At 42.7% G+C, this 15,520-nt stretch carries 18 protein-coding genes and 1 pseudogene; 16 read left to right on the forward strand and 3 right to left on the reverse strand.

What is annotated here, in order from left to right; translation table 11 throughout:
- The first annotated feature begins 91 nt into the window (after positions 1-91).
- The 7 genes and pseudogenes from ACYFDN_RS17995 (at position 92) to ACYFDN_RS18025 (ending at position 3,960) form a co-directional block, all read left to right on the forward strand.
- Positions 92-406, forward strand: coding sequence for a hypothetical protein (locus ACYFDN_RS17995; protein ID WP_483512204.1), 315 nt, complete (start codon positions 92-94; stop codon positions 404-406).
- 80 nt (positions 407-486) lie between these two features.
- The gene (locus tag ACYFDN_RS18000; RefSeq protein WP_483512206.1) at positions 487-657 is read left to right on the forward strand and encodes a hypothetical protein; all 171 of its coding nucleotides are present in this window, start codon (positions 487-489) and stop codon (positions 655-657) included.
- A gap of 97 nt (positions 658-754) precedes the next feature.
- Positions 755-1,003 (forward strand): DUF3297 family protein, encoded by a 249-nt coding sequence (locus tag ACYFDN_RS18005; RefSeq protein WP_152781741.1) that lies wholly within the window; start codon positions 755-757, stop codon positions 1,001-1,003.
- Positions 1,004-1,204: 201 nt separating this feature from the next.
- Positions 1,205-1,729, forward strand: coding sequence for a GNAT family N-acetyltransferase (locus tag ACYFDN_RS18010; RefSeq protein ID WP_483512207.1), 525 nt, complete (start codon positions 1,205-1,207; stop codon positions 1,727-1,729).
- Positions 1,730-1,814: 85 nt separating this feature from the next.
- The gene (locus tag ACYFDN_RS18015) at positions 1,815-2,228 is read left to right on the forward strand and encodes a lysozyme inhibitor LprI family protein (RefSeq protein WP_483512208.1); all 414 of its coding nucleotides are present in this window, start codon (positions 1,815-1,817) and stop codon (positions 2,226-2,228) included.
- A 165-nt stretch (positions 2,229-2,393) separates the two neighbouring features.
- Positions 2,394-2,909, forward strand: coding sequence for a TetR/AcrR family transcriptional regulator (locus ACYFDN_RS18020; protein WP_483512210.1), 516 nt, complete (start codon positions 2,394-2,396; stop codon positions 2,907-2,909).
- Positions 2,909-3,960: pseudogene (locus ACYFDN_RS18025) on the forward strand (alcohol dehydrogenase family protein). The gene ACYFDN_RS18020 and the pseudogene ACYFDN_RS18025 overlap by 1 nt, the downstream one beginning before the upstream one ends.
- A 123-nt stretch (positions 3,961-4,083) precedes the next feature.
- On the opposite strand, the gene ACYFDN_RS18030 reads toward ACYFDN_RS18025, so the two are convergent.
- Positions 4,084-4,515, reverse strand: coding sequence for a GNAT family N-acetyltransferase (locus ACYFDN_RS18030; RefSeq protein ID WP_483512211.1), 432 nt, complete (start codon positions 4,513-4,515; stop codon positions 4,084-4,086).
- A gap of 346 nt (positions 4,516-4,861) precedes the next feature.
- Between ACYFDN_RS18030 and ACYFDN_RS18035 the strand changes: the two genes are divergently transcribed.
- Both ACYFDN_RS18035 and ACYFDN_RS18040 read left to right on the forward strand, forming a co-directional pair.
- Complete coding sequence (locus ACYFDN_RS18035; RefSeq protein ID WP_483512212.1) at positions 4,862-6,349, forward strand: L-fucose/L-arabinose isomerase family protein; 1,488 nt, start codon at positions 4,862-4,864, stop codon at positions 6,347-6,349.
- Between the two features lie 157 nt (positions 6,350-6,506).
- Positions 6,507-7,667, forward strand: coding sequence for a PQQ-dependent sugar dehydrogenase (locus tag ACYFDN_RS18040; RefSeq protein WP_483512213.1), 1,161 nt, complete (start codon positions 6,507-6,509; stop codon positions 7,665-7,667).
- On the opposite strand, the gene ACYFDN_RS18045 is transcribed toward ACYFDN_RS18040, so the two are convergent.
- On the reverse strand, positions 7,668-8,252 hold the full coding sequence (locus ACYFDN_RS18045) for a TetR/AcrR family transcriptional regulator (protein ID WP_221074354.1): 585 nt from the start codon (positions 8,250-8,252) through the stop codon (positions 7,668-7,670).
- Between the two features lie 273 nt (positions 8,253-8,525).
- Between ACYFDN_RS18045 and ACYFDN_RS18050 the strand changes: the two genes are divergently transcribed.
- The 3 genes from ACYFDN_RS18050 (at position 8,526) to ACYFDN_RS18060 (ending at position 10,793) form a co-directional block, all read left to right on the forward strand.
- Positions 8,526-9,137, forward strand: a complete 612-nt coding sequence (locus ACYFDN_RS18050) for a glutathione S-transferase family protein (RefSeq protein ID WP_483512214.1) — start codon at positions 8,526-8,528, stop codon at positions 9,135-9,137.
- 113 nt (positions 9,138-9,250) lie between these two features.
- Positions 9,251-9,718, forward strand: a complete 468-nt coding sequence (locus ACYFDN_RS18055) for a nuclear transport factor 2 family protein (RefSeq protein ID WP_215426505.1) — start codon at positions 9,251-9,253, stop codon at positions 9,716-9,718.
- Positions 9,719-9,839: 121 nt separating this feature from the next.
- Entirely contained in the window at positions 9,840-10,793 is a 954-nt protein-coding gene (locus ACYFDN_RS18060) for a pyridoxamine 5'-phosphate oxidase family protein (protein ID WP_483512216.1), read from the forward strand.
- On the opposite strand, the gene ACYFDN_RS18065 is transcribed toward ACYFDN_RS18060, so the two are convergent.
- Entirely contained in the window at positions 10,790-11,752 is a 963-nt protein-coding gene (locus ACYFDN_RS18065) for an integron integrase (RefSeq protein WP_483512217.1), read from the reverse strand. The genes ACYFDN_RS18060 and ACYFDN_RS18065 overlap by 4 nt on opposite strands.
- Positions 11,753-11,988: 236 nt before the next feature.
- On the opposite strand from ACYFDN_RS18065, the gene ACYFDN_RS18070 reads away from it, so the two are divergent.
- From ACYFDN_RS18070 to ACYFDN_RS18085, 4 genes are all read left to right on the forward strand, one after another.
- Positions 11,989-12,537: a hypothetical protein gene (locus tag ACYFDN_RS18070; RefSeq protein WP_483512219.1), complete on the forward strand. Its 549-nt coding sequence runs from the start codon at positions 11,989-11,991 to the stop codon at positions 12,535-12,537.
- Positions 12,538-12,615: 78 nt separating this feature from the next.
- Complete coding sequence (locus tag ACYFDN_RS18075; protein WP_483512220.1) at positions 12,616-13,299, forward strand: S1 family peptidase; 684 nt, start codon at positions 12,616-12,618, stop codon at positions 13,297-13,299.
- Positions 13,300-13,406: 107 nt separating this feature from the next.
- Positions 13,407-14,270, forward strand: a complete 864-nt coding sequence (locus ACYFDN_RS18080; protein WP_483512222.1) for a hypothetical protein — start codon at positions 13,407-13,409, stop codon at positions 14,268-14,270.
- A gap of 255 nt (positions 14,271-14,525) precedes the next feature.
- Positions 14,526-15,305, forward strand: a complete 780-nt coding sequence (locus tag ACYFDN_RS18085) for a hypothetical protein (protein ID WP_483512223.1) — start codon at positions 14,526-14,528, stop codon at positions 15,303-15,305.
- Positions 15,306-15,520 lie beyond the last annotated feature (215 nt).

Here is a 15,520-nt window from a genome sequence, read left to right on the forward strand (position 1 = left end):
CTACACTGCTTTTTACACATTAATCGTAGGCGACGATAAACCTCGTAGTTTATTGTAAGATGGGTTCTATACCCCTATCGCTAGAGTAAACATGGACGTTAAACCTTACATAGATTATTTCGAAGAAATTGCTCATCTAGAAAGAGATAAGCAGTTTGACTTGTTAGAGCAGGCTTGTGAGCAGATTAACGCTTCCAGTCCTTTTCCAGTTTTTCCGCTAATTACCCATTTAGTACGTTTAGGTTTATTGTTGCTATTGCTTGGTGGCAGCTATTTACTCTTTGGTTTAACCATTTGGATCTTAGCCTTAGCCGGTGTACTGGGTTTGTTAGCTGCACGTGTAGTAAGCAGTGAAATAACCGACACACTTATTCGCAAGGCGCTTAAATCGCTCTTGCTTGAGTAAGGGTATATTGATTTATATCAAAAGCTTATGGCGCTTTATTGCTTAGCCTTTTCGGTTATTTCAACCTCAAGGAATAGAGTATGAACAAGTGCGGACAATGCAGGCAATTTACCCGAACACGTGAAAACCAAAAAGATCTTTGCGGAGCATGGGAACAGCCAACCATGGCTGATCGTCAAGCCTGCGATTTTTTTGCAGCTAAAAAAACTTCTAGTAACCCAACTTCCTTAGCGTCAGAGTCTGACAGCTAGCACTGGCAAGAGAGCTTAGCGTGATGTTTCCATTTATTGAGTCTAGCGCTGGCATTGTCTACAATGACGCACTTTTTACGTATTTCAGGTAGTTAACATGAGCGACAACAACGCTAAACCTGCTTTGCCAGATCATCTTGCGGGCAACCCTCGCAGCCCTTTCCATGTTGCAGAGTGTTTTGAGCACGATATTGGCATTAAACTTAATGGCAAAGAGCGCACCGACGTTGAAGAATACTGTATTAGCGAAGGGTGGGTAAAAATCCCTTCACCTAAAGCTAAAGACCGTTTTGGCCAGCCAATGCTCATTAAACTAAAAGGCGAAGTGGAAGCGTTTTATAAGTAGGCCCGCTACCACAAATCGTTAAGCCATAGTGCTGTTAAGCCATAACGCCTTAACTGTACTATGGCTTTTTTATTGGCTAAAGCAGCCGATAAAGATTAAAAGTGATAATCTGCATTTTATTAGCTTGTTCCGAATGAGGATAAGCTCTTAGATGAAAAAAATTGTCCTCAAAATTGCAGTGATATATTCAAAGAGAACTTAGTGCAACTATTTGAAACACCAAGGTTGGTTGTAAGGCCATTATCTTATCAAGATCTTACGGCTTTAGCTGAAATACTACGTGACCCAGAAGTTATGAAGTATTCAGTTCGCGGAGTCTGTGATGAAGACGCTACGCGAGCCTTTATAGGCTGGTGTTTAAAATGCTATACGTCTCATAGGTTTGGCCCATGGGCTTTGGTTGAGAAAATATCAGATAAGTTTATAGGCTTTTGTGGAGTTTCACCTGAGATAGTCAGCGGCGTTGAGGAGAGCAATTTAGGCTACCGTTTAGCATGTTCATATTGGCATCAAGGCTTTGCAACAGAAGCGGTTAAAGGTGTAATAGAGTATGTTTTCGAGCAAGAAAGCTGTGAATCTGTAGTTGTTCTTATCGAGCCAGAACATGCTGGGTCAATTAGGGTGGCAGAAAAGGCTGGATTCGTTGAATACAGTCTTCAGCAATTCCATAAGCGACCGGTGCGCTTGTATCGAATGACTCGTCAACACTGGAAATTGCGTAATTGATTGTCGTGGCGAACGGTGTCGCGAATTTTTATCTGTTGTCTATTAAGCGATGTGATTTGTTAAACAAGAATTGGTTGAATACAAAATGATGAAAAAGTACATCTTATTAACTTTGTTGAGTTTTTCGTTTGCCATTGGAGCAGCGGATGAACCTCTTGATTGTGAGAATGCTATTTCTACCTTCGACACTAATAAGTGTGCTGCTATTGAGTTGGAAGCGGCAGATGCAAAGTTAAGCCAGTATTTGCAAGCTAGCTTTAAGCACAATGCTTATGATCCTGAGTTGATCATTGCTATTAAGGCAGCTCAAACGGATTGGAAAGCTTATATGTCTTCTCATTGTGACTCTATTTATACACAATGGCGAGAAGGCTCGATTCGAGGTGTTATGGCTATTTCTTGTAAAACGGCCTTAACTAAGCAGCGAACTCACGATATTTGGTCAAACTTTTTAACTTATATGGACAGTACACCCCCAGTTTTACCCGAGCCTAAATAAGCTGCAGCTTTTCACCTTTATCTCAATCAGTTAACGCAAGCACCACCTTTACCTTCACCTCTACCCCGACCCCAATAGTGCCTCTGGCTTAAATGTTCTGTTGACCTAGGTAGAGTGTTTATTCTATCATTGCGGGTAGAATGAACACTCTACTTGAGAACATCAATGCTTGAACAACAAATTGCCGAACAACTTGAGCGGGCATTTAGCGATTATGGGTTTACCGAGCCTAGTGTGGCTAAGTTGCAAAAAGCCTCTGGGGTAAGCTTGCGAACCTTATACCGTTATTATCCTTCTAAAGAATCGATGGTAATTGGCGCTTTGCAGCATAGACATGCTCGTTATATTGAGCTGCTTTCAGCTGAGCAAACAAACTCGCGAAAAGACAATCTGTTAGCAATATTTAGGCAACTAGAACAGTGGATGCAATCTCAAGCACCCAGTGGGTGCATGTCGATGAGTGCTTTGGCAGCGTATCCCGATAACACTTTAATTAGTGAGGCAGTAAAGCAACATAAGCAAGATTTGTTAGCCCTGTTTGAAACGTGCTGTGGCGATAAAGCATTAGCCATGCAGATCTTTTTGCTGCACGAGGGGGTAAGCGCTGCTTGGCCGGTAATTGGTGCTCCCAGCTTTGAAGCTGCTCAACTCACTTTAGAACAACTTATAGGTAATTCGTAATGACAACTCTTCCAAATGTAATGTGTGCCGTGCATATGACCGGTCACGGAGATACCGATAAACTGAGCTATCGCAGCGATGTAGCAATGCCGATTATTGGCGCGCGTGATGTATTAATTAAAGTAGCCGCCGCCGGGGTAAACAATACCGATATTAATACCCGCATTGGTTGGTATTCGAAAAGTGACAAGGCCGATGACGCCTCTTGGTCGAGTGAGGCTTTGCAGTTTCCGCGTATTCAAGGTGCCGATGTGTGTGGCTATATTGTGGCCGTAGGCGAGCAGGTTGATGCAAGTAGAGTAGGAGAACGGGTACTTATTGAGCCTTGTTTAACGGAAGCGAATGGCAAAGCGCTAGAGCAAGCTTGGTACTTTGGCTCGGAGTGTGATGGCGGCTTTGCCGAATACACTAAAGTAGCGGCTAGCCATGCCTACAAAATAACCAGTAAATATAGTGATGCAGAGCTCGCGTCTTTTCCTTGCTCTTACTCTACTGCAGAAAACTTACTGACCCGCGCTAAGGTTAAACAGGGTGACAAGGTACTAATTACTGGTGCTTCCGGTGGTGTTGGTTCGGCGGCCATTCAATTGGCTAAAGCACGTGGCGCGTATGTGCTTGCGCTCACTAGCCCAAGCAAGCAGCAAATGATTGAAGAGCTAGGCGTTGATGAAGTGGTACTGCGCAGTGACAAGCTTAGCGATGTGATGTCCGCGAACAGTGTCGACGTAGTCATTGACCTAGTTGCGGGTAGTTTGTTCCCTCAGTTGCTTGAGGTTTTAAGGCCAAAAGGCCAAAAGGCCGTTACGCGGTATCGGGCGCGATTGGCGGAGCCATGGTGGAATTAGACGTTCGCACCTTGTACTTAAAAGACTTAAGTTTCTTTGGTTGTACCGTGATAGAGCCGGAGGTTTTTGGTAATTTGATTGCTCACATCGAGCAGGAAGATATCGCGCCGCTAGTTGCGCATACCTATCCATTAAAAGAGATAGTGGCTGCGCAAACCACCTTCTTAGAGAAAAAATTCTTAGGTAAAATTGTGCTAACGATGTAGCAAGCTACGCGCTACACATCTTGTTTTTCTATTAAACAAAGCGCTTAATTAAAAAGCCCTGAAGGAAAGTTGCTTCGGGGCTTTTCGGATCTGCAGAGCGTTACTAGCTTCTGAGTTAATGAGTTAAAGGCTTAAGTGCAAAATGGGGAAAGGCTTTCCCATGTCATCATGCGGAGAGCGGGATACAAGCTTAAATCCCATGTGTTGATAGAAACCTACCGCAGCTGGGTTTTGCTCATTCACATCTACTTTAGTGCAGTTTAAGGTGTCGATAGCATATTGCAGCAACAGTTTACCAATGCCTTGCTCTCGTGCTGAGTTGGCAATAAACAGCATTTCAATTTTTTCATCGTTAGCGCCAATAAAGCCAATAATAGCACCGTTGGCATCTTTAACGCAGCGCAGGGCTACAGCAGGAAAGGCCTGCTCAAGGATGATAGGTTTAAAGAACTCAATATCATCTTCTGTAATAAAGTCGTGAGTTACTCTCACCGAGTCTTCCCAAAGACTAAGCATTTCTGGGTAATCTTCAGCACGCACGTTTTCTGCAATCATTATTTTTCTCAGAGTATTTGAATCAATTTGAACGGCTAAAATAACCGTACTTTTTACCCGCCAATATTAGCAAATAAACAGCTATTAGAGATAAGTATCGTCTTTGGGCTAGGCTTATTTTTTAGGTGACTAGGCGTCGTAATTGGCCTTAACAAATTTGTTGCTGGTATGTCGTAAACCACTTTCTTCACTAACGCTTTTTAATATGAGTATTTCGTTATTTCGCAAGCGAAACCTTTGTTGATCCGCATCAATTCATCTACTGCACCGCTCTCATTCACACTAGGGCAACTATAAAACAAAAGCTAAAACCAAGGTCAAAGACCAAACACCCGTGGAGCGAGTGATGATAAACATCCCACAAGTAAAATTAGGTATTGTTGCGGTTAGCCGCGATTGTTTCCCACTTTCATTGTCTGAACAGCGCCGCAAAGCGGTGGCTGCAGCATGTACTGAAAAAGACATTGAAGTGGTTGAGCTACAAACCATTATCGAAAATGAAAATGACGTAGTGAAAGCCTTAGCTGAAGCCGAGCAAGCAAGCATTAATTCACTGGTTATTTATTTAGGCAACTTTGGCCCAGAAGGTCCACTAAGCATTATGGCGCAGCGATTTGCTGGCCCAACCATGTTTGTCGCTGCCGCCGAAGAAGCCACTGCGGGGCTTAAAGATGCGCGCGGCGATGCATACTGCGGCGTATTAAATGCTTCCTACAGTGCTGGTTTGCGCAACTTAGCTGTGCATATTCCAGAATACCCAGTTGGCACGCCAAGTGAAGTAGCCAAAATGATTGGCGATTTTGTACCGGTTTCTCGCACAATTTTGGGTTTACAAGGGCTTAAGATTTTCTCGTTTGGCCCACGACCACAAGATTTTGTGGCTTGTAACGCACCAATAAAAGCCTTGTTTGATCTTGGCGTAGAGATCATGGAAAACAGTGAGCTTGATTTACTGGATATCTATCAAGCTGCCGAAGGCCATGCCGACATTCCTAAAATTGTTGCCGAGATGGAAGCAGAACTTGGTGATAACAACCCATACCCAGATTTGTTACCAAAGCTTGCTCAGTATGAAGCTGCCTTGCTAGATTTTCATGCGGCTAATATGGGCGCGTCTACTTTTGGGGTGTTTGCCAATAAGTGCTGGCCGTCGTTTGAGAAGTTCTTTGGTTTTGTGCCATGTTACGTAAATGCACGTTTAGCCCAGCGCGGTATTCCGGTTGCTTGTGAAGTGGATATTTATGGTGCCTTGTCTGAGTACATGATCACCTGTGCCACTAACCACCCAGCCACTTTGTTAGACATTAACAACACTGTGCCACAAGACATGGTTGACGCTAACGCAGCGGTAATGGGTAACTATACGGCGAAAGATTTATTCATGGGCTTTCACTGTGGTAATACTGCGCCAAGCTGCATGAAAAATTCGCAACTTCGTTTCCAAAAAATTATGCATAGCTTAATGGAACCAGGCAAAGAACCCGATATCACTCGTGGTACCTTGGAGGGACAAATTAAACCGGGTGAAGTAACCCTATTTCGTTTGCAATCCACCGCAGATACTAAGTTGCGTGCCTACGTTGCGCAGGGTGACATTTTAGATATCGACCCACAATCGTTTGGTGCAATTGCTGCCTTTGGCATTCCTGAGATGCAACGTTTTTACCGCCATGTATTGGTTGAGAAACGCTATCCGCACCACGCTGGTATCGCTTTTGGTCATGTAGCTAAAACGCTGTACCAAGTGCTTAACTTATTGGGCGTGTCTGACATTGACTACAACCAGCCTGCTCAAGAGCGTTATCCAAACGAAATCCCAAGTGTGTTTTTGTAAACACCTAAATAGGTAAAAATTGTAGTCTTGAAAGCCGACCTTAGTCGGCTTTCTTGTTTGAATTCTCTAGCTTATATGAGCAGATATTAAACTGTAGAAAACCTCTAAATTTGCTTATAGTTAGCTTGTCCATTTGGTTCGGCGTAGGGATAAACTAATGAGCAAGCTAAGTAATCGTATAAGTTTTTTGTGGCTTTTGAGTGGTGTACTTGCAGCAATGCTTTTTATTGGTGAACTTAATGCGAAGCCTACTCACCACACCAGCCAAGATTACACCTTACAAGTAGAGGTCCTCACTCAACTGCCAGGAGTGCCTTGGGGCATGGCTTGGCTTAATGCCGATACATTGATTGTTACTTTGCGCCATGGTGAGTTAGTAAGTGTTAACCTTACTCAAGCTAAACAAGGGAAGAAAGCCTGGAAGAGTATTGCAGGTTTACCGGCAATTTGGGCACAGGGTCAAGGTGGATTGTTAGATGTTGTACGTGGACCCGATGGAAGCTTCTATTTTACCTACAGTAAGCCTCTCAATGGCAGCGGCGTAACAACCTTAGCTAAAGCGCAAATTAAGCAAAATGAATTTGGCCAAGTGATGATGAGTAACTGGCAAGATGTGCTCGTTACCGACTCTTCAGGTTCTACTAATCGCCATTACGGCAGTCGAATTGCGTTCGATGACTCTTATCTGTATTTCTCTGTTGGAGATAGAGGTGAGCGTGATAATGGCCAGAATACCGCTAACCATGCGGCCAGCATTATTCGACTTAACCTTGATGGTAGCCTACCAAGCAACAACCCTTTTGTAGCTAATAATAAAGTAGCCGACGCTATATATAGTTACGGTCACCGTAATCCTCAAGGTCTCGCTTATGATACAAAGCACCAGCGCCTATGGGCTATAGAGCACGGCCCGCGTGGTGGTGATGAGCTTAATCTAATTGAAGCAGGCGCTAACTATGGTTGGCCGATTACCTCTCATGGCAAAGAATATTGGGGGCCGCTAAAGGTAGGCGAAGCAGAAATAAAAGAAGGCATAAATTCACCCTTAAAAGTGTACGTTCCTTCTATTGCGCCTGGCTCATTAATGCTTTACTCCGGTGCTGCTTTTCCGGCTTGGCAAGGTGACTTACTAAGCGGTGCATTAAAGCTACAGCATATTAACCGCATCATTATGGATGAAAACGGTATGCCCGTTGGCGAAGAGCGTTTACTTGAAGACTTGAATGAACGAGTGCGCGCACTACTTAGCGATAGCCAAGGAAACATCTATTTTAGTGGTGATAGCGGCAATATCTACAAGCTTAGCCCTGCGCTATAGCTATGCCGCTTCGGCATAGCTGTTTAACAGTACTTCAGCCACTGCTTTAGCGTGTTTTGCTGATGCCGAATCGTTAGTGGTGTGAGCGCCTACTATCGCGCCGTCGGCTAAAATAGCGAGCTGTTTGGCAGTCTCTAAAGGTTGGGTAAGTGCTAACTCACATAACTGCTTTTCGATAAGTTTAATCACCAAATTTTTGTGTTCGGTGCAGGCAATATGTACCGGATTATCCGCTTGGTGGTATTCGGCAGAGGCATTAATAAACATGCAGCCAAAAAAGTTATCTGAGTTAATCCAACTATCAAGGGCATCAAAAAAGGCCATGATGCGGGCAAACTGTGGCTGGCACTGTTGCTGGGGAGCAAGCTGTTCAATGCTGTTTTCTAATAGCTCCAATAGCTGCTGATCACGCCGATACAAGCAAGCAACGATAAGATCTTCTTTCGATTTAAAATGGTTATACAAGGTTTTTTTGGCCACGCCAGATTCGGCCAAAATGGTATCAATACCCGTAGCTCTAAAACCGTGTTGGTAAAACAGCCCTTGGGCGGTGTCGATAAGTAAATCGCGTTTAGTACTGGCCATAATGTTTCCTGATTGCTTCGTGTTAAGTATACCGCTCTGTCTCCTGATTCGGCAAACTCTCTGGTTCACAAATTTTTCAAATTTAAATTCTCTTTTTAAAACAGTTTGTTAGCTGGATACTTAAATTTGTCTCTGCCCTTTGGGTGATATTTTTATTGACATAGACAGACTTGTCTCCTAATTTAAATAGCAAGTAGACAGACTTGTTTACTTTGCTAAGGCGAAGTCATCAGGTTTTGAGCCAAGAATGTTTAATCAACTAAGGATAAGGTTATGTTAAAGCTTTACGATTTCGAGTTGTCTGGTCACGCCCATCGAGTGAGATTGATGCTGGCTTTGCTAAAACTGCAGTATCAAAAAATTCCAGTTAACTTAGCGCAAGGAGAGCACAAACAAGCCGCTTTTCGCTCGATTAACCCTTTTACTCAAGTACCGGTACTAGACGACGATGGTCTGGTGATTCGAGATTCCATCGCTATTATCATTCACCTTGCCAACACCTATGCGCCGAGCTGGAACCCCAAAAACAGCGAACAACAAGCGCAAATTCAACAATGGTTGGCGCTAGCTGCACGCAACCTCGCCGAAGGGCCAGCTCGCGCTCGTTTAATTACGGTATTTGGCGCCAAGTTTGATCAAGAGGCAGTAATTGAAGCCAGCCATCAAATGTTGTCGATTATTGATGGTTTGCTTGAAGGTAAAGCGTGGATGGTGGGAGAGCGAGCCAGTATTGCCGACGTAGCATGTTACTCCTACATCGCTCATGCACCAGAAGGCAAGGTTGAGCTAGATGCATACCCAAATATTTTGCGCTGGTTAGCGAATGTAGAAGCGCTTGATGGATTTGTTGCAATGCAAAAAACTCCCTTAAAAGAAGCCGTTTAAGTTAGTGCAAATAGCTCGGTGTTTAGCGATGTAAACGCCGAGCTAGCCTAAAAATTGCTTAAACAGTACGCATTCAATCAATTACGACTCAAACATAGGAAAACAGCATGACCATAGAGCAACGCCTTCCACTACCGCCGTTTAATGCCGACACGGCTGCACTAAAAGTGCGCATGGCTGAAGATGGTTGGAATTCACGCAACCCAGAAAAAGTGGCTTTAGCCTATACCAAAGATAGCCAGTGGCGAAACCGCGATAGCTTTATTAAGGGCCGCGAGCAAATTCAGCAGTTTTTAAGCGAAAAGTGGGAAAAAGAACAAGCTTACCGTTTGATTAAAGAATTATGGGCCTATAGCGGTAACCGTATTGCGGTGCGATTTGCATACGAGTGGCAAGACAAAGCTGGCCAATGGTATCGCGCTTACGGCAACGAAAACTGGGAGTTTGATGAAAATGGCTTAATGCAAAGTCGTCATGCCAGCATTAATGACCTAGCAATAAGCGAAGAAGAGCGGCTGTTTCATTGGCCGCAAGGGCGCAGACCAGACGACCATCCAAGCTTGAGTGACTTGGGTTTATAACAAAGCAGGGGCGAAGTGTATTGCTCCGGTGTAATGATGTTGGTTATCGGGTGAGTTGGTGGTGTTGCAAAGGGGGCTTTGGCAGTGGTAGCTAAAGCCCAAAGCTTGAGAGGGAGAGTTTATGGCTGTTTTTCACAAAGGTGAGTTAAGCGTACAGCAACAGGTTGGAGTGGCCGATATCGCTAAAACCATTGGTGATAAAGCCATTCGAAACTATATGCCCGAGCAGCACCGCGAGTTTTTTAGCCAACAAGCTTTGTTGTATGCCGGCGTGCTAGACAATCAAGGGCACCCCTGGGCTACGCCTATTTTGGGCGAGCAGGGTTTTGTTAGCTCGCCCAATGCTACCACCTTGTCTATCGAGGCCAGAGCGCTAATCGAATACGCACAAGTTGCTCAATTGTCGGTGGGTGACAGCATAGGCTTGTTGGGTTTGGAGTTTACTACTCGTAGGCGTAACCGCGTAAATGGTTTGGTTGCGTACTCAAGTGAGCAAGCGCTGCGTTTTGAGGTTCAGCAAAGTTTTGGCAATTGTCCCAAGTACATTCAAAAGCGCGAGTTAAAGCCAAGTGTGTTTAACCATGCTTTTATGCCCAAAGCTGAAAACTTTCGCGAGCTGGCAGCAAATGATGTAGTGCTTGAGCAGGTATTAAGGCATTGTGACACCTTTTTTATTGCCTCTAGAGCTGCCGCGCTAAATAGTGAAGACAGCGATGGAGTCGATATCTCTCACCGCGGCGGTAAGCCGGGTTTTATTGATGTGGATAAGAGCAGTAACGGTAAAATGCCAAGCTTGGTGTTCCCCGATTTTTCTGGCAACAATTTATTCAATACCCTTGGCAATATAGTGGCCGACCCAAGAGTGGGTTTGTACATACCAGACTTTGAAACCGGCTATAGTTCTTGGATTAAAGGCAAGGCATCAATCATTTGGGATGTGTCGCAGGTAAAACCTTATCCGGGCGCACAACGTTTTGTACAAGTCAGCATCGAGCAATGCCTCAGCTTAACCACGCCTACCTTAGTACAAAATTCAGATGTAGAGTTATCGCCAGCTTTGCAAAATTTGTCTTAAACCGTGTCTAGTGGGCTAGCCACGCCATCGGCACCCATATTAAGTACATGGGTATAAATCTGAGTGGTTCTAATATCACTGTGACCTAACTGGGCTTGAATGGTGCGAATATCTGTACCTCGTTGCAATAAATGCGTAGCAAAAGAGTGGCGCAAGGTATGGCAAGTGATAGGTTTACCAATATGCGTTTTTGTTCTGGCAGCCTTAAGGGCTTTTTGAATACCGCTTGGATCTAGATGATGGCGGCGAATGCAGCCATCGTTGGGATCTTTACTTAACGAGTGCGAAGGAAACAAATAATGCCAAGCAAAGTCGTGTGGGGCAGCTGGGTACTTCTTAGCAAGAGCATAAGGTAAATATACGCCGGCATATTCATTTTTTAGCTTGTCACTCTGATAGTATTGATAAGCAACAGTAATTTGCTTTTGTATTGCCGTAACCAGTGACTTTGCCAGTGTCACACGCCTATGCTTACCCCCTTTGGCGTCCCATACTTCAATACCGAAATAGTCAAAATCAATATCTTTAATGCGTAAACGTAACATTTCGGTTTTTCGCAGGCCGCTGCCGTACATTAGCTGTGCCATTAATACATGTGGTGGGGAGAGTGCATCTATTAATGCGGTAACCTCGTGACGAGTAAGTACAACAGGTAGTTTGGCTTGGCGCTTGCTATGGCGAAAGTCTAACTGTAGTGATAAAGGTTTCTTAACAACCTCTTTATAAAGAAAAACTAAAGCGTTTAGTGCCACTGCTTGGCTTTGCGGAGCCAAGTTTCGTTGATTGGCTAAATGGCTGAGGAATTGCTCAACTTCATGATTGTGTAAGTCGCTCGGGTGTTTTTTGTGATTAAATAAAATAAAGCGTTTTATCCACTGTTGGTAGCTGCGAATAGTGGATTCCCTAAAACGTTTGGTTCGCATTTTTTCTTCTATGTAGCTGAGGTAAGGCGAGCTCATAGCAATCCCTTGTGCTGTTTTTTTATACAGTATTGATGCGATTCCTACTTTCTACAAGTGTTTGCATACTTTCATGCTGATGTTTTTGTTACTTTTCGAGCTAGGTGGCTGATGTACCTTAGGAAAGGTGATAACCTTGTTTTTATCAAATGTATGATAAGAGGAAAAACTCCGTGTTTAAACAAGGAATTTTTCCTATTAATAAACTGTTAAGTCTTAAAAGAGAATTATGAGTCATGCCTAAAGAATGGATAGATGTCATAGATACTGCAGTAAAAATAGGCTTAGGAGCATTGATTTCTGGCGGGTTCACCTACTTGGGGCTGAAGTTTAAATCTTCTTCTGAAAACAAGCGTTTCATGCTTGAAAACAAGGCAAAAATCCTTGAAGAAGTTGCGTCTGAAATCCACGATTATTTGATCGCGTGGCGCTATTACATATCGATTATTTCTGGAATTGCGCGCCGAAAAATGATGAACGACGAGGATGGTTCTGATTTTACCAAGGGACAACTGGAGTCCATAGCTGAAAGAAATGACATTTTAGTCGAGTCTTGGCCAAAGAGAGAGTCTGCCATATCCAAGCTTACCCTTCTGAAAGGCAATAAAGTTGCAGAGATTATAATGCAGTGCAATGAGCTCGAATCAGAATTAAGGAGTCAAATTATCTTTGATAAAAAGACACCTCTCTACGAGGACATAAAAGATTACTCAAAACGAGTAAAAGAACATGTTGCATTAGTAAATTCTGAGCTGGCAGATTTTTATGCCACACTGGAGACTTAACAAATCAATCAAAGTCGCCTTCGGCTGGACGCGCTAACGCGCGCCCTTTATTGAGGCGTTATGCATTAAGGAGGCAGCGTGGTAACTGGTAATGCAATACATAGAACATTTCAAATTATGGTTGGTCAATCAACAGGAACTTGCTTCACAGTCGATGTAGATGATAAGCAATATATTGTAACTGCAAAGCATGTAATAGAGTCTATTTCTGATTCAGCAACAATTTCAATATTTCATGATAACCAATGGAAGCCTATTGATGTAACTCTTGTTGGCCACTGTAAAGGTGATATCGACGTTTCAGTTATGGCGACTACAGCACTCTTATCTCCATCTTTAGAGCTTGAATCATCTATGGATGGAATAATGTATGGTCAAGATGTTTATTTTCTTGGTTTCCCATATGGGATGGTTACTGATGCAGGTGTAATAAATAATGACTTCCCAATGCCATTTGTAAAAAAAGCAATAGTTTCAAATATCACTTCTACTGCGTCAAAAACTGAATTAATTTTTTTAGATGGACATAACAACCCAGGGTTTTCCGGTGGCCCTGTGATATTTGTAGATCAATCTAATAAAAAGCAAAAAGTCGCTGCAATTATCTCTGGCTATAGGTTTAAGGAAGAGCCTATTTACCAGAATGGGCTGGAAGTAAATCTAACATACAAATACAATACTGGTTTGATAATTACCCATGATATTAAGAACGCGATTGATTTAATTAAGGCAAATCCAATCGGATGTGTAATTAATGCATAACAAGGCATTTAAACGGACAAAAAACCGTTGGTTTTGTTCGTGCCTCGCAATTATAACCAACTGTTTTTAGCCGCTTAATGCGGCGTTAGGCTCCCAGGAGGGTACAAATGAGTGAAACAGCGGGTACCATTATAAAGCTACTGGCAGCCCTTACTTCACCAAAGGCATGCGTTAAGTACATAACAGTTGCAGTGACTTTATTGATCTCTTGGAAATACCTTGAGCCAGTTATCTCAGAGACTCAAATATCAAAAGAACAACTGTCAATTGTTCTGCTCCTACTTGGTGTAGGGTGTGGCTCACTTGTAGGACAAGCAATATCTTGGGCTACTGAGTTCTTATGGAAACAGCATAAGTCAAAAAAAGAAGCGGCGCTTAAACAAGAGATGGAATTAGAAGAGGCCGAGCGTGAAAGAATTGAGAAAGAAGAAAAGGAAAAGTCGCTATTAACAAAGATTCAAAGTTCGTTTGAGCATTTACATTTCGAACAGAAAGCCACCTTAAGAAAGTTAACCCTGAAAAATGAAACTCTAGATATGTCTGAGTCAAATAACTCAGCGCTAGAGAAAAATGGATACATTCAAAGGCTAGTGCATGTCAGGGTTGCAGATTACATGACCCAAATTAATCCCCTAATCAGTAATTTCATTAAAGAGCAATGGTTAGCCGAAAAAGAATCAAAGGTAAAATCGTTCCTAGAATATAACGATCATGCAGAGAAATTGCTTGAGTTACTTGAGGAAGAAAATCAGGACAAGGACTTTCCTGTTGATAAAGAAGTACTGAAAAGCACTTCACGTTACTCAGAGGGTGTTCGGGGGCAAGATGACGATAGTGAAAATAGCACAGGCTATTGGGTGTGGTTCGAGGACTATCTTTTAGATGAGTTCGAGAAAAAGACTGGGAAATCGTATGTTGATGAAGCTTTTATATCCTTGCAGAGAATTACTGACGATGAAGTCACAGCCTAACAAGCGCATGTTGTCGGACTGGTTTTCCGCTGCGCTCCAAACCAGCCGCAAATACGGTCGTTATGCGGCCTCCCGTTATTTGATGGGATTCTGCATCCTGTGACGATAGCTTCTGAGCTCGTTAATGTCTGATATTTATTTGTAATTTCACAAGATTGTTAGGGAATTACTAAGATAATAAGTGAGAGTGAGGCATGAAAATATCTCCTATAATTACATTCTTAATGTTCTGGCTGTATTTTAGGGAGGGGGAGAATGCAAGGTGCTAAAAGTGACGCTACAGGTCGAACAATCTTTGATTTACTTAGTAGACTTGGACCTTTCACTCTTGGAGTTGTTATCGTAACTCTAATAATTCTTTGTACAGTTGTTTTTTATAAATCTGAGCCTGGAACAGAAACATCTTTCTTCGGGATTAAATTTACAAAGGCAAGTGTTGACCTTGAAAAAGAAATTTCAATGCTATTAAAAGCAGAAAGAGAAGATTTTGAAAAAGAATTGAAGTCGTTGAAAGCCGTTGTCGAGGATAAGGTTAAGCTGGTCGCACAACAGAAAAATGAAATATCATCTTTAGAGTTAATTGTGAGAGATAATCAAGTTGTAATAGATGACTTGACAGAGAAACTTAATAAGCTGCTTCCATATGAATCTGACGATATAACTAACAAATTGTCGTTATTAAATAGTTATCTTACTTTTCGACCTGAGGTGAATAATGAAGTTGTTACAAGTTTTAGATGGGAGCAGAGTACATGCTCCATCCATATGGAATATAAAGGATATGTAAAGTACAATAGAGAGAGGCCACTCTGTGAAGGTGAAGTTCCATTAAGATTAATAGTTAACCCGAAGCGAACGGATACTCTTGAGGTAGTAGTAGGGATAGCTAAATACAATTTTGTAATGTGTAGATTAGAAAAAGGAAAGTCTGAATATGAGAGGGTGTCTTTATTATTCAATACCTCTGCTGAGGCAAGTAAAGGGTTTGAACTTATTCAATCGCTCAAGTTGCCACCACACTGTGCGTTAAATTAATCCAGCATCATAACAAGGCCATTAAGTCGGATTCGTAACAGTTGGCTCAGTTTCGCTTCGCTACACATTATAGCCAACTGTCACACACCGCTTATGGCAGCGTTATAAGAAATTGAGGTATCGGTTGAATCAGATTATTAAGTTAGTTCCAGTTCTATTTGTTTTGAGTATTCCTTCATTATGCTTTGGAAAGGAGCTATGTTTCGATAATAGCT

Source organism: Agarivorans sp. D1326 (assembly GCF_056958115.1).

What these genes read in the sequence shown, in the direction of transcription:
- ACYFDN_RS18040 (WP_483512213.1), top strand. Translation starts at nt 6,507, where the DNA reads ATGAGCAAGCTAAGTAATCGTATAAGTTTTTTGTGGCTTTTGAGTGGT.
- ACYFDN_RS18060 (WP_483512216.1), top strand. Translation starts at nt 9,840, where the DNA reads ATGGCTGTTTTTCACAAAGGTGAGTTAAGCGTACAGCAACAGGTTGGA.
- ACYFDN_RS18005 (WP_152781741.1), top strand. Translation starts at nt 755, where the DNA reads ATGAGCGACAACAACGCTAAACCTGCTTTGCCAGATCATCTTGCGGGC.
- ACYFDN_RS18070 (WP_483512219.1), top strand. Translation starts at nt 11,989, where the DNA reads ATGCCTAAAGAATGGATAGATGTCATAGATACTGCAGTAAAAATAGGC.
- ACYFDN_RS18000 (WP_483512206.1), top strand. Translation starts at nt 487, where the DNA reads ATGAACAAGTGCGGACAATGCAGGCAATTTACCCGAACACGTGAAAAC.
- ACYFDN_RS18020 (WP_483512210.1), top strand. Translation starts at nt 2,394, where the DNA reads ATGCTTGAACAACAAATTGCCGAACAACTTGAGCGGGCATTTAGCGAT.
- ACYFDN_RS18085 (WP_483512223.1), top strand. Translation starts at nt 14,526, where the DNA reads ATGCAAGGTGCTAAAAGTGACGCTACAGGTCGAACAATCTTTGATTTA.
- ACYFDN_RS18065 (WP_483512217.1), bottom strand. Translation starts at nt 11,752, where the DNA reads ATGAGCTCGCCTTACCTCAGCTACATAGAAGAAAAAATGCGAACCAAA.
- ACYFDN_RS18050 (WP_483512214.1), top strand. Translation starts at nt 8,526, where the DNA reads ATGTTAAAGCTTTACGATTTCGAGTTGTCTGGTCACGCCCATCGAGTG.
- ACYFDN_RS18080 (WP_483512222.1), top strand. Translation starts at nt 13,407, where the DNA reads ATGAGTGAAACAGCGGGTACCATTATAAAGCTACTGGCAGCCCTTACT.
- ACYFDN_RS18030 (WP_483512211.1), bottom strand. Translation starts at nt 4,515, where the DNA reads ATGATTGCAGAAAACGTGCGTGCTGAAGATTACCCAGAAATGCTTAGT.
- ACYFDN_RS18045 (WP_221074354.1), bottom strand. Translation starts at nt 8,252, where the DNA reads ATGGCCAGTACTAAACGCGATTTACTTATCGACACCGCCCAAGGGCTG.
- ACYFDN_RS17995 (WP_483512204.1), top strand. Translation starts at nt 92, where the DNA reads ATGGACGTTAAACCTTACATAGATTATTTCGAAGAAATTGCTCATCTA.
- ACYFDN_RS18035 (WP_483512212.1), top strand. Translation starts at nt 4,862, where the DNA reads ATGATAAACATCCCACAAGTAAAATTAGGTATTGTTGCGGTTAGCCGC.
- ACYFDN_RS18015 (WP_483512208.1), top strand. Translation starts at nt 1,815, where the DNA reads ATGATGAAAAAGTACATCTTATTAACTTTGTTGAGTTTTTCGTTTGCC.